Origin of the sequence: Glycocaulis sp., assembly GCF_050485565.1 — a bacterium.
Lineage (GTDB): Bacteria > Pseudomonadota > Alphaproteobacteria > Caulobacterales > Maricaulaceae > Glycocaulis.
Genome location: NZ_JBJHBQ010000005.1, coordinates 97,350 through 117,222, shown reverse-complemented (window position 1 = coordinate 117,222; position 19,873 = coordinate 97,350). Strand labels below are relative to the sequence as shown.

The following is a 19,873-nucleotide window of genomic DNA, read 5'->3' as shown; positions in this document are numbered from 1 at the left end:
GTGTTACATGTAACACTTGGAGGGCGTCATGGGCGTCAATGAACGGGTCAGTAAACATCGCGAGTCCCTGCGGGCAGCGGGCCTGCGCCCCTTGCAGATATGGGTGCCTGATACCCGCCAGCCGGGCTTTGAAGACGCCTGCCGTGAACAGGCCGCACGCACCGCAGAGGCCGACCGCGCCGATACCGGACTGACGGCCTTTGCTGACGCGGCGCTTGCCGATCTGGACGAGCACTAGGGCGGTGAAACGCGGCGATATCGTCACCGTCGCCATGCCCGGCGGCTTCTCCAAGCCACGCCTGGCGCTTGTGTTGCAGGCCGATTATTTCGCGCAGACCTCCACCGCTACCATCGCGCTCATCTCTTCGACGCTGGTGGAGGCGCCTCTATTGCGGATCACGCTGGAACCGTCGGAGGAGAACGGGCTGCGCGCCCGTTCGCAGATCATGGTGGACAAGGTGATGAGTGTGCGCCGCGAGCGCGTCGGCAAAATCATCGGCAAGGCCGATTCCGACGCGCTATTGAGCGTGAACAGGTCGCTCGCGGTGTTTCTCGGTTTCGCCTAAAAGCGCCGCTTCAGCCAGTCGATCAGATGGGCGTTGAGCGCGTCCGGTGCCTCGTACTGGGTCCAGTGGCCGATATCGGGGATGACATGCATCTCCAGATCCTTGCACAGGGCTGGCATCCAGGCCGTGAGCTTGGGTGGCAGCATGTAATCGCATTCGGCAGAGATCATCAGGCAGGGCATGGAGAGCCGGTGATCGACACCGCCCAGGCGCTGCCAGTTCGCGTCGAAATTGCGGTACCAGTTGATCCCGCCCCTGAAGCCTGTCTCTGCATAAATGCGCGTATACTCGGCGCGCGCGTCTTTTGGCACCACCACATCGTCTTCCGATTTCAGCCCGCCGCGTTCGATGAAGCGCTCGAACCGCTTGGGCAGATGGGTGACAGAGGGCGGCAGTTTCTCGATATCAGCGGACGGAAAGGAGGCACCGAAGACGAAATCGAAGAAGTCGGCTTCCCGGCCTTTGAAAATCCCGTCCGCCGCCTCGTCCTGGAAGCGCACGATATAGTGCTCCTCCCCGCCCATATCGCGGAAGACGTCTGTGGGCGGTTTGGAGCCACGCGGCAGGTGGGGCGTGTTCACGCCCACGGCGCCCAGAAAGCGCTCCGGGATCAGGCAGGCTGCGTGCCACATGAGGATGCCGCCCCAGTCATGACCGACGATGACCGCTTTTTCGATGCCCAGCGCATCGAGCAGACCCGCAATATCCCCGGTCAGCCGGTCGACATGGTAGGCGCTTACCTCGTGGGGAGCATCGGAGGCACCAAAGCCGCGATTATCCGGCGCGATGACGCGGTAGCCTGCGTTCGCCAGCGCCTCGATCTGCGCCGCCCAGGAGAGCGCCAGTTCCGGCCAGCCATGCAGCAGCAGGACCGGCAGGCCATCGGCAGGCCCTGCCTCGTGAACGGAGAGCGTAACCTCGCCCGCATTGACACGGCGGGCGGGCGGCATGGGCGGATGGGACATGGATCAGCTCTGCGGTTGTTTGAGGGCGCGTTTTCGCGAGCTTAGAAGATCGAAGGTGAAGACGGCCAGCCCCGCCCAGATAAAGGCGAAGGTTATCGCGTGGGCGAAGGTGAAAATCTCGCCCCAGACAATCGCCACCGCGAATTGCAGGGTGGGGGCGACAAACTGCAAAAGGCCGATCGTGGCAAAGTGCAGCCCCCTTGCCCCGATGATGAAGAGCAGCAAAGGCGCAACGGTCATCGGGCCAGTGAGGATCAGGAGGATGGCCTGCCACGGGCTTTCAAGGAAGCTGCCGCCATTACCGGATGCCTCAAGGAAGAACAGAGCGACCAGTGAGGGCAGGGAGATAATCAGCGTTTCCCAGAACAGGCCCACCCGGCCATCGGTTGCGATGGTTTTCCTGATATAGCCATAGGCGGTGAAGGAGGCGGCCAGGAACAGCCCGATCCACGGGACTTCGCCTACAGCCACGATCTGGTTGATCACGCCGATCACGGCAAGGCCCACTGCGATCATCCGCAGCCGTCCGAAGCGCTCGCCCGCGATGAACACACCGACCGCCACATTCATCAGCGGGTTGATGAAATAGCCCAGCGACACGTCGAGCACCCGGTCGGCATTGATCGCCCAGACAAAGACCCACCAGTTGGAGGCGATGAGAATGGCGCTGAGGAGCAGGGTCGCCATGGCGCGCCGGTCGAGTATCAGCCGCCAGGCCGAGGGCGCGCGCCCTGCCATCCAGACCAGCAGTGCCAGCAGCGGCACCGACCAGATGGCCCGGTGCAGCACGATCTCGGTGGCGCTGGCAAAATCGAGAAATTTGTAGAAGGCCGCTGACAGGCCCCAGATCACATAGGCGGAGAGGGCTGCCATGCCTGCCCGGCCTGCATCCAGCCGCCCGCTCCCGGGCGCTGGTGGGGCTACAGGGGCGGCGGATGGGTCGGCAGGTGTGGCCATGGCCCGGCTCTTACTCCTGCCAGTGCCCCAAAGTCATTCTGTTTCTTGCGTTAAATGCAGCTGGACATGCAAAGGCCCCGCCCGGAGGGGCGGGGCCGGTTGCACGACACGCGTTGTGGTGGACCTAGCGGCTTTCCATCATGGCATCGCGAAGGCTGCGGAATTCGTTGCCTTCATACCAGTTGGGCCATTCATCGCTATCGGCGATCCGGCGCGCCACCGTGTAGAGCAGGCGCGCGTCCTCCTCGAGGCCGGACAGATCCCAGCCCGGATTATACTCGTCGGCGGGCTGGTGATAGCGGTTCATCCGGTAGGCGAGGGCTGCCCGCTCCACGAACTCCCGGCCATGTTCGATATGCACCGAACCGCCGCCGGCATAGAGCATGGGTACGCCGACGCGCGCCAGGCTCACATGGTCAGAGCGGTAGAAATAGCCCGCCTCCGGGTTGGGATCGGGCGTCAGATAGCGCCCGCGTGCCTCGGCCTCCTCGCGCAGAATGTCCTCGATCTGCGACGCGCCATAACCGACCACCACTACATCCTCGGTGCGGCCAACGGGCAACTCGCCATCAATATTGAGGCCCGCCACGATGGAATTGAGCGGCACGGTCGGGTTGGCCCCGAACCAGGCTGAACCCAAGAGGCCCTGCTCTTCCGCCGTTACAGCGACAAACAGCACCGAGCGGCGGGGTTGCTCGCCGCGCGCGAAGGCTTCGGCCATTTCCATGATGGCGGCGGTGCCGGTCGCGTTATCCACCGCGCCATTATAGATATCGTTGTCAGCGGCAAAGTTCAGCCGCACGCCGAGATGGTCCCAGTGCGCCATCAGAAGCACATATTCATCCGGCGCTTCCGATCCCTCGATCACGCCGACGACATTGTTCGATGTCAGGCGGCGCAGATCGGTGTGCAGCTCGGCGCTCATCGTGGCGCCCTCCAGCGCGACCGGGGTGAAGCCGGGCTCGGCGGCCGCCTCTGCCAGCGCGTCAAAATCCTGGCCAGTCGCTTCAAACAGGCGCCGCGCGACGTCCAGCTGCACCCAGCCCTGCACCGGCACCAGATCAGAGGGCGGCATGTCGAGCGTGAACTGCGGACCCGACCAGGAAGACGCGACGACATCCCAGCCATAGCTCGCCGGCTCGGTCTGGTGGACGATGATCGCCCCGGCTGCGCCCTGACGGCCAGCCTCCTCATACTTGTAGGTCCAGCGGCCGTAATAGGTCATCGCCTCGCCATTGAAGCGGCCGGCATCGGGATCGGCATAGCCGGGATCATTAACGAGGATGACCACCGTCTTGCCCTCGACATCAATGCCGTCATAGTCGTTCCAGCCATATTCGGGCGCGACGACGCCATAGCCGACAAAGACCAGCTCCGTATCGGCTATGGAGACATGTTCTTCCGGGTTCTCCGTCCAGTAGACGGCATCCCGGCGCATGCCGAGGCCCATCGGCTCCCCGTTTATGGATATGTCGAGAGTGGAGCGCTCTTCGTCGAGCGTCGCTTCGATCAGCGGCACAGGCTGGTACCAGCCCTCGGTTCCGGCAGGCTGGACGCCAACCCGCGCCAGCTCGTCTGCGATCCACTGGGCGGAGCGTTCACCGCTTTCAGTGCCCGGAGCGCGGCCTTCAAAGCGATCATCGGCGAGAACCGAGATGCGAAAATGCAGATCGTCCGCCGTGATCTCGGCGCTGGTCTCACCGACAGGCGGCCACTCGCCGCCATTGCCGGCCTCATCGGCAGATGATTCCGGTGCGGGTGCCTCTGCCGGGGCGGCCGGCTCATTGGCAGCCGGTTCGCCGCAGGCAGCCAGCAGAGCAGCGGCGGCTGTCAGGGTCCAAAAACGTAACATTATAACGCCCTCCCAAGGGTTTAGCCGATTTTTGGCCAGCATGCCCTGTCCGGCGCAAAGGTCAAAGCCCGTATGCGCACCACTCGACAGCGGGGCTCGTGTCCGTCCAAGGTGGCGGCTTCGTCCTTCGCCGCCGCGAGCCCCCGATGACCGACCCTGCCAGCCTTGATGCGGTCCAGCTCAGCCTCGGCCCTGTCTTCCAGAGCGTTCTTCCCGTCAGTCTTGCCGTCATCATGTTTACGGTGGCGCTGTCGCTGCGGGTGGATGATTTCGTTCAGGTGATACGCGCGCCGGTGCGTTTTGGCGGGGCTGCCCTGACGCAGATCCTGCTGCTGCCGATGGCGACGCTGGCTCTGGTCATGGTGCTGCAGCCCCAGCCCTCGATAGCGCTCGGCATGATCGTGGTGGCGTGCTGCCCGGGCGGGAACATGTCGAACTTCTTTACCCATCTGGGGCGGGGCGACACCGCGCTGTCAGTGTCGCTGACGGCAACGTCGAGCCTTATGGCGGCGCTGGCCACGCCGGTCTCCATCCTTTTCTGGAGCGGGCTTTACGGCCCCACGCGCGCGCTGATGGACGCGCTGGAGGTCGATGCCGTGCCGTTTGTCCTGCAGACCATGGTGATCCTTGCCGTGCCGCTGGCTGCGGGCATGTATCTGGCGTCCCGGCATGCAGGGCTTGCCCGGCGGCTGCGGCCCTTCATGTCGATGCTGGCCATGGTGATCCTGGTCCTCATCATTCTTGGCAGCCTTGCGGGCAATGCCGATCTGTTGCTGATGGGGGCTATTGCCATCCTGCCGACCGTCATCGTGCACAACGCCATGGCGCTGCTGCTGGGCTATGCGGCCGGATGGGCGCTGCGCTTTGATGCGCGCGGGCGGCGCGCCATGACGATAGAGGTCGGTATCCAGAATTCCGGGCTTGGCCTTGTCATCCTGCTGGGCGCGCTTGGCGGGTTGGGCGGCGCGGCGGCCATTATCGCCGTCTGGGGTGTGTGGCATCTGATTTCGGGCGTGGGGCTTGCCTATGGCTTCCGTCTGACCGACCATTTGCGGCAGAAAAAGCTCGCCGGAGGAACGCCATGACCCATCAGCTGAAAATCGTGAACGGCCTCGTTTATGACGGATCGGGAGCCGAGCCGGTCAAGGCCGATATCGCCATCGATAATGGCCGTATCAGCGCGGTCGGCAGCGGCCTTGGCGAGGCGCGTGAGACGATAGACGCGGCGGGCTGCATCGTGACGCCGGGCTTTATCGACATCCACACCCATTATGACGGGCAGGCGACCTGGGATGACCGCATGGAGCCGTCCATCAATCATGGCATCACCACGGCCATTGTCGGCAATTGCGGGGTTGGCTTTGCGCCGGTGCGCCCGTCCGACCATGACCGGCTGGTGCGCCTGATGGAGGGGGTGGAGGATATTCCCGGCACCGCGCTTCACGAGGGCCTGAAATGGAACTGGGAGAGCTTTCCCGATTATCTCGATGCGCTGGACGCCATGGCGCGCACCATCGATATCGCCGCCATGATTACGCACGATCCCTTACGCGTCTATGTGATGGATGAGCGGGCCAGCTTTGATGCGCAAGCTTCTGACGAGGACATCGCCAGAATGCGCAAGCTGGTGCGCGAGGCGCTGGAGGCGGGCGCTATCGGCTTCTCGACGGGGCGTTCTGACCTGCACCGTACGGCAGATGGTGAGTGGACGCCTGCCTCTGAAGCCACCGCAAAGGAGCTAACCGGCATAGCCGAAGCGTTCCACGGCCTCACCCATGGCGTATTGCAGGCGGTCTCCGATTTTGACCTGCAACGCTCGGAGGAAGCCTTTCCCAAGGAGTGGGAAGTGGTGGAGAAATATGTGAAGGCGGGCGGCGGACGCCCGGCCTCCATCTCCCTCATGCAGCGTGATCTCGCCCCCAATCAGTGGCGCGACATTCTCAAAGGCGTTGAGAAACTGAACGCGGAAGGCGTTGATATGCGCGTGCAGGTCGCCCCGCGCGCCATCGGCGTGTTCCTGGGCCTGCAATGCACCTTCCATCCCTTCATGGGCCACCCCTCCTATAAAGCCATCGCCCATCTGCCGCTGGAGGAACGGGTCGCGCGGATGAAAGATCCGGCTGTGAAAACACAGATCCTCTCCGAGAAGCCCGACAAGGTGTCGGTTGAAGGCTCGTCCGTGCCGCCGATCGCCGATGTGATGCTCGAAGCGATGGAGTTCGTCGCCGAGAAGCTCTTCATGCTGAGCGATGATCCCGATTATGAGCAGTCCGGCGAGCAATCCATCGCGGCGAAGGCCCGTGCGCGCGGCGTCTCCGTGTGGGAAGAACTGTACGACATCGTCATCGCCCGCGACGGCAAGGAGCTGATCTATCTGCCGATCTATAACTATACCGAGATGAGCTATGAGAATGTGCTGACCATGATGCGCCACCCGCAGGCGCTCATCGGGCTTTCCGATGGCGGCGCGCATGTCGGCACGGTCTGCGATGCGAGCTTCCCGAGCTATCTTCTGAAATACTGGACGCAGGAGCGCACGCGCGGGAAACGCATCGCGCTTCCCCGCGCCGTGCAGATGCTCACCAGCGATATTGCAGACTTCCTGGGCCTCAATGACCGGGGCCGGATCAAGCCGGGCCTGAAGGCCGATATCAATGTGATTGATCTCGATAATCTCAAGCTCGAAGCCCCGCACATGGTGGCCGACCTGCCTGCGGGCGGTCAGCGCCTCCTGCAGGGCGCAACCGGCTACCGGGCCACAATCGTTTCTGGCCAGGTGGTGGTGCGCGACGACCGTGTGACCGAGGCACGCCCCGGCCGCCTCATCCGCGCGGGACAGCAAATGGCGATGGCGGCGGAGTAATTCCCGTCGACAAGGCGTGCGGACAGGCGCAAGACTGATCCCCACAGGGATCAGCGCGCCATCCGCCAATGGGACGGATGGCAGACCGGCGCGCCCTGCCCGCACCGGCATGGGCCGGAGCTTTGCGGGTCAGCCGGCGGAGTGATGCCCATGGCCAAAGGTCAGATGCGGGGCAATAAAGAAGCCAAGAAGCCGAAGAAGGAAAAGCCGAAGGTGACGGCCGCCGCGCCGCCGCGTACGGCTATCGACCGGATGAAGGAGTCGCAGGACCGCTCCAAGGCCCGCAAGCCGAGCTAGGGGGTGCATCGGCTGGCCGGGGCGGCTTTGGTGGTTGAATCTACCCTCGTCCTTCGAGACGTTCGCTTCGCTTACCCTCAGGATGAGGGTAGATGAGGAGCGCTTTCAAGAGCGCGCCTCGAAGCACGTCAAGCCTTCGCTTTCGCCACGCCGCCGCTCTCCACATAGCCGGCCTCGAAGGGCCGGACATGGCGGATGGCGCGCTTGCGGCGTTCCCAGCCGGCCAGGATCGCCGCGCCGTGGCGTGAGCCGGTGGCAGCGACATGGGCTTCGATCAGGGAGCGGCAGCGCGCCTCCGCGTCGCCGTCCAGATCGCTGACAAAGACGGTCTCGGCATTGAGGCGCGGCTCCAGCCGGTCATCCTCGTCCAGCACGAAGGCTTCCCCGCCTGTCATGCCGGCGGCGAAATTATCGCCCACCTTGCCCAAGATCACGGCAATGCCGCCGGTCATGTACTCGCAGCCATTGGCCCCGCAGCCCTCGACCACGACCGTGGCCCCGGAGTTTCTCACGGCAAAGCGCTGGCCTGCGCCGCCTGCGGCATAAAGCGCGCCGGAGCTTGCCCCGTAGAGCACGGTATTGCCGATGATCGCATCGCCCGGTGCCTCGACTGTGCAGCCGCCAAAGGGGCGGATGACGATCACCGCGCCGGAGAGGCCCTTGCCGACATAGTCATTGGCATCGCCTTCCAGCTCGATACGCAGACCCTTGGCGGCAAAGGCGCCGAGCGATTGCCCGGCAGAGCCGTTCAGATGAAGCGTGAGCTGGCCATCGCTCAGCCCATCGGGGCCGAACTTGCGCACGATGGCGGACGATACTCGCGTGCCGACCGCGCGGTCAGTGTTCCGGACATCATAGACGAGCTGCATCTTCTCAGCCCGCGAGAAGACGGCGCTGGCGTCTTTGAGGATCTGCTCATCGAGGCTCGGCGCGACGGCATTGCGCTGGGTACGCGTGGAGCGCGGCGGGCGGGCATGGGGATCCACGCGCACCAGCAGCGGGTTGAGGTCAAGGTCATCGAGATGCTCCGCGCCGCGGCTGACCTGATCGAGCAGGTCGGCCCGCCCGATCACGTCTTCGATGGAGTTCGCGCCAAGGCGGGCGAGGATTTCACGCGCGTCGCGGGCGATAAACGTCATCAGGTTGACGACATGGTCGGCAAGGCCGGTAAAGCGCTTCCTCAGCTCATCATCCTGGGTACACACGCCGACCGGGCAGGTATTGGAGTGGCACTGGCGCACCATCAGGCAGCCGAGCGCGACGAGGCTGGTCGTACCGATGCCGAACTCTTCCGCGCCCAGCATGGCGGCGATCACCACATCGCGCCCGGTGCGGATGCCGCCATCGGCGCGCAGGGTGACGCGCTCGCGCAGGCCGTTGAGCGAGAGCACCTGATGGGCTTCAGAGAGGCCGAGCTCCAGCGGCGCGCCAGCAAACTTGATCGAGGTCTGCGGGCTTGCACCCGTGCCGCCGACATTGCCGGAGATGAGGATCACATCGGCATGCGCCTTGGCGACGCCTGCGGCCACCGCGCCGACACCGGCCGCGCTGACGAGCTTTACCGCCACGCGGGCATCCGGGTTGATCTGCTTCAAGTCATAGATGAGCTGGGCCAGATCCTCGATGGAGTAGATATCGTGGTGCGGCGGGGGCGAGATCAGCGTCGTGCCGGGAATGGCGTGGCGCATTTTCGCGATAAACTCCGTCACCTTGAAGCCGGGCAACTGGCCGCCCTCGCCGGGCTTTGCCCCTTGCGCGACCTTGATCTCTATCTCGCGGCATTCATTGAGGTATTGCGCGGTGACGCCGAACCGGCCTGACGCGATCTGCTTCACAGCGGAGTTCATATTATCGCCATTCGGCAGAGGCTTGTAGCGGGCCGGGTCTTCCCCGCCCTCGCCGGAGACCGATTTGGCGCCTATGCGGTTCATGGCAACGTTCAGCGCACCATGGGCTTCAGGCGAGAGCGCGCCAAGGCTCATGCCGGGCGTGACAAAGCGCTGGCGTATCTCGTTGACGCTCTCGCAGGCTGAAATGTCTATCGAGGGACCAAGCGCGCGCATATCCAGAAGATCACGCAGCTGGATGGGCGGCTTGGCCGCCTGCAGCTCCACGAACTGGCGGAAGGAGGCGTAATCCTCGTTGCGGACGGCCTTTTGCAGGGCGGTGACGCTTTTCGCTTCGACCGCGTGCACCTCGCCGGAGCTACGCTGGCGGTAGAAGCCGCCGACGGGCAGGCGCACTGCGCCTTCGGCGTCCCACGCCCAGCGGTGCAGCTCGGCGAGCTTCTGTTCAAGGCCGGAAAGGCCGACGCCCGAGATGCGGCTGGTCACCCCGCCCAGATATTCCGAGGCCACGGCGCGCGAGAGGCCCAGAACCTCGAAATTGCACCCGCCGCGATAGGAGGAGATGACCGCAATCCCCATCTTGGAGAGGATTTTCATCAGGCCTGCATCAAGCGCCTTCTTCATCTGGAAGGCGCGCTTTTCCGGTGTCAGCTGGCCGAGGCCGCGCAGCGTGCGTGTCACCACCGTCTCAAAGGCGACATAGGGGTTCACGGTAGTTGCGCCGAGGCCGATCAGCACCGCGCAGGCATGGGCGTCCATCGCATCGGCGGCGCGTACATTCAGCGAGACATGGGTGCGAAGCCCCTCGCGCGTCAGGTGCGTGTGGGCCGCGCCCACCGCCAGCGCCATCGGCACCGCGCAGCGCTCCGGCCCCAGAGCCTCATCGGTGAGGATGAGGTGCTGTGCCTTGCCGTCCCGCACGGCGCTGGCTGCATCGGCACGGATACGGTCCAGCGCATCGCGAAGCCCTGTGCCGTCGCCGGAAGCGTCTTCAAGCGCGAAGGTACAATCGATTTCGGCCACGCCCTCGCCCAGCACGCCGCGCAGGCGCTGATACATGCCATTGGTGAGGATCGGGCTGTCCAGCACGAACACATCGGTCTGGGTCTCGTCGCTGGCGAGGATGTTTCCGAGATTCTTGAATCTCGTTTTCAGGCTCATCACCCGGCCTTCGCGCAGCGGGTCGATGGGCGGATTGGTCACTTGCGAGAAATTCTGCCGGAAATAGTGATAGACAGGCCGGTAGCGCGTGGAGAGCACGGCGAGCGGACTGTCATCGCCCATACTGCCGATGGCTTCCTTGCCGTCCTCGGCCATGGGCGCAAGGATGATCTCGATATCTTCAAGGGTAAGCCCGGCTGCGGCCTGACGGCGCGCGCGCATCGCCTCGTCCCACAGGACCGGTTCCGGGCCGGGGCCGACCTCCGCCTCGATATCGCGGATATTGGACAGCCATTCGTCATAGGGGTGCTTGGCGGCCAGATGGTCGAGTATCTCATTGGCGTCGTAGAAGCGCCCGGCATCGAGATCGACGGCCACCATGCGTCCCGGCTCGATGGAGCCGCGCCGCGCCACGCGTGACTGGGGCAGGGGCGTCATGCCGGTTTCAGACCCGACCACCAGCAGATCGTCATGGGTGCGCAGCCAGCGCAAGGGCCGCAGGCCATTGCGGTCCAGCCCCGCCACCGCCCAGCGCCCGTCACAGGCGGCGAGCGCTGCCGGGCCGTCCCACGGCTCCATCACCGAATTGCAGTGCTCGTAGAGACCGCGCCAGCGGGCCGGCATGATATCGGCCTTTTTCGACCAGGCCTCGGGGATGAGGAGGGCCTTGGCCATGGGCGCGGTGCGCCCGGCGCGCACCAGCACCTCGAACACCTGATCGAGGGCGGCGGAGTCTGACGAGCCTGCCTGGATAACGGGTTTGACCACATCTTCGGCGTCGGCAAAGGCTTTGGACGCCATGAGAATCTCATGGCTTTTCATCCAGTTCACATTGCCTTTGAGCGTATTGATCTCGCCATTATGGGCGAGCATGCGGAAAGGCTGGGCGAGACGCCATTCGGGGAAGGTGTTGGTCGAATAGCGCTGGTGGAAGATGGCGAAGGAGGAGACGAAGCGCTCGTCCTTCAGGTCCGGGTAGAAGCGGTCAATGGCTTCGGCCAGGAACATGCCCTTGTAGATGATGTCGCGCGTGGAGAGCGAGGCGATATAGAAGCCCGGCAAATTCTCCTCGCGGGCGCGCTTCTCGATACGGCGGCGCACGATATAGAGCTGGCGGTCGAGGATATGGGCCTTCTTGCCGCGCGGATCATCAAACAGGATCTGTTCGATGGCGGGCCGGGTAGCGTTGGCCTTTTCGCCCAGGCAGGACGGGTCAATCGGCGTCTGGCGCCAGCCATAGAGCCGGAAGCCCGCACGCAGGATTTCAGTCTCGACAATCGTGCGTCCGCGCTCCTGCGCGGCAAAATCGGTGCGCGGCAGGAAGATCATGCCCACGGCGACCGGGCCTTCGCCCGGCACATGGCCGGTGCGCGCCACCTGCTCCTTGAAGAAATCCTGCGGCACGCCGACACGCACGCCCGCCCCGTCACCGGTCTTGCCATCGGCATCGACCGCGCCGCGATGCCAGACGGCTTTAAGCGACTTGATCGCCAGCTCCACCACTTCGCGGCGCGGCTGGCCGTCAATGGCGGCGATAAGGCCAACGCCGCACGCATCGCGTTCAGAAGCCGGGTCATAGCTGCCCGCCTCGATCAGGCGCTGGCGGCCTTGCAGGTATTGCGTGATCTCGCTCATTCGGCAGGCTCCAGCTCGCGCGTCTGCTCTTCGGCGACACGCGCCATCAGATCGGCATGGATGGTGGCGGCGGCGTCCTGGCCATCCTTTATGGCCCAGACCACCAGAGACGCGCCGCGCACAATGTCGCCGCCCGCATAGACGCCGGGGATGCTGGTGCGGCAGCGTTCGGTCACGCGCACCGTGCCGCGCGGGGTCAGTACAGGGCCACCCCCGCCGCAGGCCGTATCCATGTCTTCGGCTTCATAGCCGAGCGCCGCGATGACCAGATCACCGTCCATGTCGGTTTCGGTGCCTTCCAGCACGACCGGCTGGCGGCGGCCATCCGCGTCGGGCGCGCCCAGCCCCATGCGTTGCACACGCACGCCCGACAGCGTGGTGGCGTCGCCTTTGAGCGCCAGCGGCGCGGAAAGCCATTCAAATACCACGCCCTCTTCTTCGGCGTGGGCGACCTCGCGGATGGAGCCGGGCATGTTCTCCCGGTCGCGCCGGTAGAGACAGGTGACACTAGACGCGCCCTGACGGATCGCCGTGCGCACACAATCCATCGCGGTATCCCCGCCGCCAATGACGACCACCTTGCGGCCTTTGGCTTGCAGGCGGGCTTCATCGGCAATCGTCTCGCCAAATCCGCGCCGGTTGGAGGCGATGAGATAGTCCAGCGCCGGGATCAGGCCCTCACTGCCAGAGCCGGGGCAGGTGAGCGCGCGCGCCTTGTAGGTGCCGATGGCGAGGAACACCGCGTCATGGCGCTCGCGCAGCTCATCAAGGCTCACATCTTTGCCAAGCTCGGTATTGAGCTGAAACGCCACGCCGCTCTGTTCGAGGCGCTGCGTGCGCCGTTCCACGACCGTTTTGTCCAGCTTGAAATTGGGAATGCCATAGACCAGTAGCCCGCCCGCCCGGTCATGGCGGTCATAGATGGTGACGGAATGGCCCTGCTCACGCAGGCGCTCTGCCGCGGCAAGGCCCGCCGGGCCAGCCCCGACAACGCCGACGCTGAAGCCGGTTTCGCGCTTCACCCGGATGGGCTTTATCCAGCCCTCTTTCCACGCGGTCTCGGTGATATGGGTTTCCACCGCCCCGATAGTGACCGCGCCATGGCCGGACTGCTCGATCACGCACGACCCCTCGCACAGACGGTCCTGCGGGCAGATGCGGCCGCAAATCTCCGGCATGGTGGAGGTGGCACTGGAGCGCTCCCACGCCTCTTCCATGCGCCCTTCCGCCGCCAGCATCAGCCAGTCTGGAATATCGTTATGCAGCGGGCAGCCCGACTGGCAGAAGGGCACACCGCACTGGGAGCAGCGCGCGGCCTGATCGGCTCCGGCCTTCGGGTTGAAGGGGGCGTAAATCTCACCGAAATCGCCGCGCCGCTCCTTGGCGGGGCGCTTGGCAGGGTAGCTCTGGTCCAGCTCTGTGAAACGGAGCATGGCGCTCTCCTTCTCGGCGAGAAACTAGTGAAGTCGGCTGCACGGCGCGCGTCAAACAGGCCCTCGCTTTGTCCGTACAAGTGCTGCATTGCAACATGAAGATGACACTTCCGCAAGCGCAGAGAATGAAGCGTCTGAACGACGTAATTGACAATCATTCGCAGGTGTGAGACATGCAAATGCGAATGCGTCGCGATAAGGGCGCGTTCTCCAGCATTAAAGGTCCGCCCGCCCATGTATGTGTGCATCTGCAACGCCCTAAAATGCTCGCAGTTCCGCGATGCCGCCAAAGGCGGCGCGCAGGACGTGACCAGCGCGTTCAAGGCGTGCGGGGCCAAGCCGCGCTGCGGGCGCTGCTTTGAAGAGGCGGCCAGCCTGATCGAGCAATCGCTCGCGCCGATGGCGCCGATGCCGCACGCCATCGCCGCCGAATAGGCTCCGCTGCAAACGCCTCTTAGAAACAAAAGCAAACAAAATCAGGGGCTTGGGCTTTCGCCTCCGCTCTCCATCCTGTAGTCTGTGCGCAAATCAGGCAAACCGGCAGGAGGCGAGGGCCATGAAAGGCGATAGCGGCGTTATCGAGCATCTCAACAAGGCGCTCAAACTGGAGCTGACCACGGTCAACCAGTATTTCCTGCATGCCCGCATGTTCAAGAACTGGGGCTTCAACAAAATCGCCAAGATCGAGTACGAGGAATCCATCGACGAGATGAAGCATGCCGATATGCTCATCGACCGTATCCTCTTCCTCGAGGGCCTGCCCAATGTGCAGGATCTGGGCAAGGTGATGATCGGCGAGACGCTCAAAGAATGTCTGGAGCTCGATCTCAAGGCCGAGCTGAAAGCCCACCCGATCTACAAGGACGCCATCGCCTATTGCGAGGACGTGCGTGATTATGGCTCACGCGACCTGCTCGAAGTGATCCTGAAATCGGAAGAAGAGCATATCGATTTCCTCGAAACCCAGCTCGAACTCATTGGCCGCATCGGCGAGGACCGCTATATGCAGTCCATGATGGGTGATCAGGAGTAGGCTCCCGCTCTGCCCACACCTTTTTCACCCGCCCCGCCTTGCCAGCGCGGCGCTGAACCGCTAAATCCAGACCTTGTTACAGAATAACGTTACGGCAGCGCGCCCGATGGCGCTGATACTGCCGGTCTGGAGCCGTTTTGGACTCGGTGACGCTCACCTTCGTATTTGCCCTGCTGGCCGCAGGCGTGGTCCTGATCACGCTTGCCGGCATGCGTGTGGCTGCCGGGTTTACGCGCGCCCATTCGCCGCTGCTGGCCGCGTTTTCCGCTGGTCTTCTTCTGACGATTGCCGTCCTTCACCTGATCCCGGAATCGCTGGCGGGTTCCCCGATTGCGGTGTGGATGATCGGGGCCGGTCTGGTGATGGGCCTGGTCTTGCGCCGGGCTGCGGGCCTGTTTGCGCCGGACCGGGAGGCCGCTGCCGCGCTCGCGCCCGTGCTGGCGATTGCCTTGCACGCCGCTTTTGACGGGCTGACCTACACGATCGCCTTTGCCTCGGATTCCTTTTCCGGCCTGGCTGCCGGTGCGGGCCTGCTTCTGCACAAACCGGCTGATGCGGCCGTATGCTTCATCCTTCTGCAGCGCGCCGGGTTAAGCGATGGCCGCGCCGCGCTCTGGTCCTTCCTGGCTGCGGGTGTTTCCACGCTTGTCTTTGCCGGTGCCACTGCGCCGTTTGCAGGCGCATTGTCGCCCGCGCTGGTGGCCGGATTGCTGGGCCTTGCTGCCGGGGTGCTGATCCATGTGGCCGCCGCCCATCTTCTGGTCCATGCCCGCACAGGCGGGCTTCGCCGCGCCGTTCCGATGGTGGTGCTGGGCATCGTTGCTGCCACCGGCCTGACGGCGGCGCACAGGGCCGGACACGATCACCATCATCATCACGCCCACGACCACGATCACGCCCATGATGACGCGCTGGTCATTTCCGCTGCGCCGCATTTTGGCCCCGTAGGCGGTCCAGCCTCGGCGCGGAACAGCGATGGGTACACAAACGTTCATCGTGTGAGCCAATCAGGAGAGCAGCCATGAAACGCCTCGCCCTTGCCACGCTTCTTGCCGGTACCGCCCTGACCGCCCCTTCCCTTGCGCAGGAACATGAGCACCGCCACGCCGGGACACATGTTCACGGGCTTGCCGAGCTGGCCGTAGCGCTCAATCCGGACGGTACGCTGGTCACGGAGCTGGAAAGCCCGCTCTATAATCTGATCGGCTTTGAACGCGCGCCGCGTAACGCGGACGAGTATGCGCTGGTGGCGGCTGCGATTGCGGCGCTTGAGGGTGATGTCCGCCCGGCCTTCAATGCCGAGGCCGGATGCAGCCTCACCGAAACACTGCTTGAAGGTTTCCCGCCTGCCGAAGCCCATTCCGGTGATCACGACCATGACCATGAGCATATGGACCATGATGGCGAGGAGCCGCATGACCATGACCACGATCATCACGGGCATGACCATGATGAGGCGGATCACGATCACGATCACGACCACGACCACGCTCACGATCATTACGGCGATCACAGCGAAGCCGAAACACCGCCGCATGACCATGGGCATGGCCACAGCCACAGCCATGGTGACGACGAACGGCGCTATTCTGACGGCTTTGTGACCTGGACCTATGCGTGCTCTGCGCCCACCCGGCTTACCCGTGTGGATACCCGCGCGATGTTTGACGGATTTGACCGTCTTGAGCGCGTGAACATTCAGTTTTTCGACGGCACGCGCAGCGCGTCAGAAACGCTCACCGCATCCTCGGCCACGCTCTCCATCCGCTAATCTACGTTATATTATAACGTGTAAGCCGTGCTTGCCGGGGGCGGAGTGTGTGCACACATTCCGCCCATGGTGTTACGCGCTCTTCTGATCTGCCTCTTTTTTGCCGCCAGCCTGCTGGTGGGCGTCGCCCGTGCCGGTGATGGCGATGCTGCGCGGTCCATTGTCTGGGCCGACCTGCTGCCCGAAGGCGAGGGCGAGCGGCTGGCCCGTCTGCAGCAGATGCAGGCGATAGAGATGGGGTTTGACCATTTCGGCGCCGAGCAGTTTCCCCAGATCATGAGCTTTGCCGCGGTCGAGGAGCTGGACGGCCAGCGCGTCCGGCTTGGCGGCTATATTCTGCCGTTTGACTATTTTTCCGGCGGACGGGTGACCCGCTTCCTGCTGGTTCCCTATGTAGGCGCGTGCATCCACGTGCCGCCGCCCCCGCCCAACCAGCTGGTCTATGTGGAAACATCCGAGCCGGTGGAGGTTGCCGGGCTGTGGGATCCGATCTACGCCGAAGGGGTGATCCGCGTGCAGCGCCAGGACACGGATCTGGCCGCTGTGGCCTATACGCTGGAGCTCGATGCGATAATTCCCTACCGGCCCTAGGCTGAATGTCGATACGGGCCAAGCCTGCCGTTCCGCCGCGCAATTGCCCCATTAACGCACATTAACCGCCTTTCTTGGCCGCTAGTCATGACTGGCTGGAGATGCCGACTCCGGCGAGGCGCACCCTCGTGAGCACCAATCTTGCGAAGCGTGTGCCGGGATCCGCCCGGATGTCCCAGCGCGGCACACAAATCGCACTGAGGGGGGCGATGGAGCGCCGGCGCGGCGCCGTGGCGGGTCCCACCTTGCGTCCAACAGGCCGCTTTTCCTTCCTTGCATTCCGCCATATGGTGAACCCGTTCAACCGGGGGATTCCCATGCGCACGTCGTTAATTGCTGGCCTTCTGGCCTTGTCTTTCTCCGCTGGTATGGCGCAAGCCCAGATCAGCGAAATCCGGCTGGGCGTCGTCGCCCATGATCTGGCCCGCAGCATCGAGGACGGGGTGCAGATAACCGGGCAGGTCGTGTTTGACAGCCCGGACTTCCTGTCACCGGTCTGGTCGCCGCGCCCCTATCTCTATGGCTCGTTCAATTCGGCCGGGAACACCAATCTGGGCGCGGCGGGCTTCCTGTGGACCGGGCATTTTTCAGAGAACTGGTCGGTGGATGGCGGTTTTGGTGTCGCCTATCACGACGGTGTGCGTGACGTATCGCAATTGCCGCCCAATGATCCCGATCGTATCCGCCTGGCCAGCTCGCGCGCCCTGCTGGGCTCGCGCTTGCTCTTCCACACCCAGCTGGGACTGGACTATGCGGTGACGCCAAACGTCGCTGTGGGCGTGTATTACGAGCACTTCTCCAACGGCCAGATCCTCGGCCAGGGCCGCAATCAGGGCCTTGATGAGGTTGGCGCGCGTATCAGCTGGCGCTTCGGGCGGTAGGGCCTTTATGAGGACAGGCCCTAGCTGCCGAACGCGTCCTCGCCAAGCTCCGGACCCGTCGCGTTCATGGCGGGTTCCGGCCCGTTGGGGTCTTCCTCGGGGCGGACATAGGTATAGGCCCGCAAAATGCTCCATGGCTGGCCGCTGCCATAGCGGATTTCCTGTTTGTGGATCATCGTGCCGTCATCGCGCGCCGCCCAGCGTGCGCGTACCGGCATCTCGCGCCCATCAGCCTCGGTGAGCAGGCCCTCCATGGCCAGCACGCCGTCCGCGCCAAGCGGGCCGGACATTTCCACGCTGGCATCATCCATGGTCGCGCGCTCGATCCACAGACCGTCCTGGCTGTTGAGGCCGAGATTGCGGTGCGGGCTGAACATCTCGCCCTGAACCGCCAGCTCCACCGCGCCGCAGCCATCCCCGTCGAGCACGAAATAGCGCTGGCCGGCAAAGCTGCCGTCCCATGCATAGGCGTTCCAGCTGCCGTTCACGAAAGCAAGCTCTTCCAGCTGGCTGGTATCGCATTGCGCGCTGGCCGCCGAGGCAAGCAATGCAACGCCCGCCAGTGCCGGGCTGATGGTCTGGATACGGAACTTCATGTCTCTCTCCCATTTATCGCCTGCAGGCAGGCAAACCTGATTCAGGGTCAGCGGCCAACCGGGCTTGCCCCGGTGCCAAGGGGCGTTTAAGCCGTCATTCCGCATATCAAGCGGAGTTTCTCTCATGGCCAATGTAGTCGTCGTCGGCGCCCAGTGGGGTGACGAGGGCAAGGGCAAGATTGTCGACTGGCTGTCCCTCAGGGCAGATGTGGTGGCGCGCTTTCAGGGCGGGCATAATGCCGGTCACACGCTGGTCGTGGACGGGGTGGTCTACAAGCTGTCGCTGATGCCCTCCGGTGTCGTGCGCGGCAAGCTCTCGCTTCTGGGCAATGGTGTTGTCATCGATCCTTGGGCTTTCCTGGCCGAGGTGGAGAAGGTGCGCGCGCAGGGCGTCGCGATTACGCCTGATCTGGTAAAGATCGCCGAGACGGCTGCCCTCATCCTGCCCGTTCACCGCGAGCTTGATGGCTTCCGCGAAACCCTGGACGACGGCATGAAGATCGGCACCACGCGCCGCGGCATCGGCCCTGCCTATGAGGACAAGGTCGGCCGCCGGGCCGTGCGCGTGATTGATCTGGCTGACGAAAAGGGGCTGCGCGCCCGTGTGGCCGACCTCTTGCACCATCACAACGCGCTGCGCCGTGGCTATGGCGAGGCGGAATACTGTGCTGACGAGCTGGTGGCCTCATTGCTGGAGATCGCGCCGAAAATCCTGCCCTATGCCGCGCCGGTCTGGCGGCTGCTGGATGAGGCCATCGCTGAGGACAAGAAAGTCCTCTTTGAAGGCGCCCAGGGTGCCTTCCTTGATGTGGATCACGGCACCTATCCTTTCGTCACCAGCTCCAACACGGTTTCAGGCCAGGCCGCAGCCGGTACAGGCGTTGGCCCCGGCAAGACCGGCTATGTGCTGGGCATCGTGAAGGCCTACACCACGCGCGTGGGCGAAGGCCCGTTCCCGACCGAGCTGACTGACGAGACCGGCCGCCTGATCGGAGAGAAGGGCCATGAGTTTGGCACCGTCACCTCCCGCCAGCGCCGCTGCGGCTGGTTTGACGCCGTGCTGGTGCGCCAGTCTGCCAAGATTAACGGGCTGAACGGCATCGTGCTGACCAAGCTGGATGTGCTGGACGGATTTGAAACGCTTAAAGTCTGCACCGGGTATGAGCTGGACGGGAAAATCATTGACCGCCTGCCCGCCTCTACCGCCGATCAGGCGCGCGTCACGCCCGTCTATGAGGAAATGGAAGGGTGGAGCGGCTCGACCAAAGGCGCGCGCTCCTGGGCTGATCTGCCAGCCGAGGCGGTGAAATATGTGCGCCGTATCGAGGAGCTGATCCAAACTCCCGTCGCCATGGTCTCTACCAGCCCGGAGCGCGAGGACGTGATCCTGATGCAGGACCCGTTCAGGGGGTGAGCGCCGGTCCG

Annotated in this window: 18 protein-coding genes; 12 read left to right on the top strand and 6 right to left on the bottom strand. The window is 64.0% G+C overall.

The window, feature by feature from the left end:
• The first annotated feature begins 28 nt into the window (after positions 1-28).
• Complete coding sequence (locus ACQ5ID_RS07290; protein WP_429911792.1) at positions 29-238, top strand: antitoxin MazE family protein; 210 nt, start codon at positions 29-31, stop codon at positions 236-238.
• 4 nt (positions 239-242) lie between these two features.
• The gene (locus tag ACQ5ID_RS07285; protein WP_429911791.1) at positions 243-566 is read left to right on the top strand and encodes a type II toxin-antitoxin system PemK/MazF family toxin; all 324 of its coding nucleotides are present in this window, start codon (positions 243-245) and stop codon (positions 564-566) included.
• On the opposite strand, the gene ACQ5ID_RS07280 is transcribed toward ACQ5ID_RS07285, so the two are convergent.
• The 3 genes from ACQ5ID_RS07280 to ACQ5ID_RS07270 all read right to left on the bottom strand — a co-directional run bounded on the left by ACQ5ID_RS07280 (position 563) and on the right by ACQ5ID_RS07270 (position 4,340).
• Entirely contained in the window at positions 563-1,531 is a 969-nt protein-coding gene (locus tag ACQ5ID_RS07280; RefSeq protein ID WP_429911790.1) for an alpha/beta fold hydrolase, read from the bottom strand. The two genes, ACQ5ID_RS07285 and ACQ5ID_RS07280, sit on opposite strands and share 4 nt — an antisense overlap.
• A gap of 3 nt (positions 1,532-1,534) precedes the next feature.
• Positions 1,535-2,488 (bottom strand): EamA family transporter RarD, encoded by a 954-nt coding sequence (gene rarD / locus ACQ5ID_RS07275; RefSeq protein ID WP_429911789.1) that lies wholly within the window; start codon positions 2,486-2,488, stop codon positions 1,535-1,537.
• Between the two features lie 124 nt (positions 2,489-2,612).
• On the bottom strand, positions 2,613-4,340 hold the full coding sequence (locus tag ACQ5ID_RS07270; RefSeq protein WP_429911788.1) for a M28 family metallopeptidase: 1,728 nt from the start codon (positions 4,338-4,340) through the stop codon (positions 2,613-2,615).
• A 146-nt stretch (positions 4,341-4,486) separates the two neighbouring features.
• On the opposite strand from ACQ5ID_RS07270, the gene ACQ5ID_RS07265 reads away from it, so the two are divergent.
• From ACQ5ID_RS07265 to ACQ5ID_RS07255, 3 genes are all read left to right on the top strand, one after another.
• Positions 4,487-5,425: a bile acid:sodium symporter family protein gene (locus ACQ5ID_RS07265; protein ID WP_429911787.1), complete on the top strand. Its 939-nt coding sequence runs from the start codon at positions 4,487-4,489 to the stop codon at positions 5,423-5,425.
• Entirely contained in the window at positions 5,422-7,203 is a 1,782-nt protein-coding gene (locus ACQ5ID_RS07260) for an N-acyl-D-amino-acid deacylase family protein (protein WP_429911786.1), read from the top strand. Before ACQ5ID_RS07265 ends, ACQ5ID_RS07260 begins: the two co-directional genes overlap by 4 nt.
• Before the next feature lie 150 nt (positions 7,204-7,353).
• Positions 7,354-7,500, top strand: a complete 147-nt coding sequence (locus ACQ5ID_RS07255; RefSeq protein WP_188450635.1) for a hypothetical protein — start codon at positions 7,354-7,356, stop codon at positions 7,498-7,500.
• A gap of 128 nt (positions 7,501-7,628) precedes the next feature.
• On the opposite strand, the gene gltB is transcribed toward ACQ5ID_RS07255, so the two are convergent.
• Positions 7,629-12,143 (bottom strand): glutamate synthase large subunit, encoded by a 4,515-nt coding sequence (gene gltB / locus ACQ5ID_RS07250; RefSeq protein ID WP_429911785.1) that lies wholly within the window; start codon positions 12,141-12,143, stop codon positions 7,629-7,631.
• Complete coding sequence (locus ACQ5ID_RS07245) at positions 12,140-13,576, bottom strand: NAD(P)-dependent oxidoreductase (RefSeq protein ID WP_429911784.1); 1,437 nt, start codon at positions 13,574-13,576, stop codon at positions 12,140-12,142. Before ACQ5ID_RS07245 ends, gltB begins: the two co-directional genes overlap by 4 nt.
• A 234-nt stretch (positions 13,577-13,810) precedes the next feature.
• Between ACQ5ID_RS07245 and ACQ5ID_RS07240 the strand changes: the two genes are divergently transcribed.
• From ACQ5ID_RS07240 to ACQ5ID_RS07215, 6 genes are all read left to right on the top strand, one after another.
• Positions 13,811-14,011, top strand: coding sequence for a (2Fe-2S)-binding protein (locus ACQ5ID_RS07240; RefSeq protein WP_429911783.1), 201 nt, complete (start codon positions 13,811-13,813; stop codon positions 14,009-14,011).
• Between the two features lie 121 nt (positions 14,012-14,132).
• The gene (gene bfr / locus ACQ5ID_RS07235) at positions 14,133-14,609 is read left to right on the top strand and encodes a bacterioferritin (RefSeq protein ID WP_429911782.1); all 477 of its coding nucleotides are present in this window, start codon (positions 14,133-14,135) and stop codon (positions 14,607-14,609) included.
• 146 nt (positions 14,610-14,755) lie between these two features.
• Entirely contained in the window at positions 14,756-15,634 is an 879-nt protein-coding gene (locus ACQ5ID_RS07230; RefSeq protein WP_429911781.1) for a hypothetical protein, read from the top strand.
• On the top strand, positions 15,631-16,380 hold the full coding sequence (locus tag ACQ5ID_RS07225) for a ZrgA family zinc uptake protein (RefSeq protein ID WP_429911780.1): 750 nt from the start codon (positions 15,631-15,633) through the stop codon (positions 16,378-16,380). Before ACQ5ID_RS07230 ends, ACQ5ID_RS07225 begins: the two co-directional genes overlap by 4 nt.
• A 66-nt stretch (positions 16,381-16,446) precedes the next feature.
• Positions 16,447-16,971, top strand: a complete 525-nt coding sequence (locus ACQ5ID_RS07220; RefSeq protein ID WP_429911779.1) for a DUF3299 domain-containing protein — start codon at positions 16,447-16,449, stop codon at positions 16,969-16,971.
• 317 nt (positions 16,972-17,288) lie between these two features.
• On the top strand, positions 17,289-17,852 hold the full coding sequence (locus ACQ5ID_RS07215) for an acyloxyacyl hydrolase (protein ID WP_429911778.1): 564 nt from the start codon (positions 17,289-17,291) through the stop codon (positions 17,850-17,852).
• Between the two features lie 20 nt (positions 17,853-17,872).
• Here ACQ5ID_RS07215 and ACQ5ID_RS07210 read toward each other — a convergent pair whose 3' ends face one another.
• Positions 17,873-18,448: a hypothetical protein gene (locus ACQ5ID_RS07210; protein ID WP_429911777.1), complete on the bottom strand. Its 576-nt coding sequence runs from the start codon at positions 18,446-18,448 to the stop codon at positions 17,873-17,875.
• Between the two features lie 124 nt (positions 18,449-18,572).
• Between ACQ5ID_RS07210 and ACQ5ID_RS07205 the strand changes: the two genes are divergently transcribed.
• Complete coding sequence (locus tag ACQ5ID_RS07205) at positions 18,573-19,862, top strand: adenylosuccinate synthase (protein ID WP_429911776.1); 1,290 nt, start codon at positions 18,573-18,575, stop codon at positions 19,860-19,862.
• The last annotated feature ends 11 nt before the right edge of the window (positions 19,863-19,873 follow it).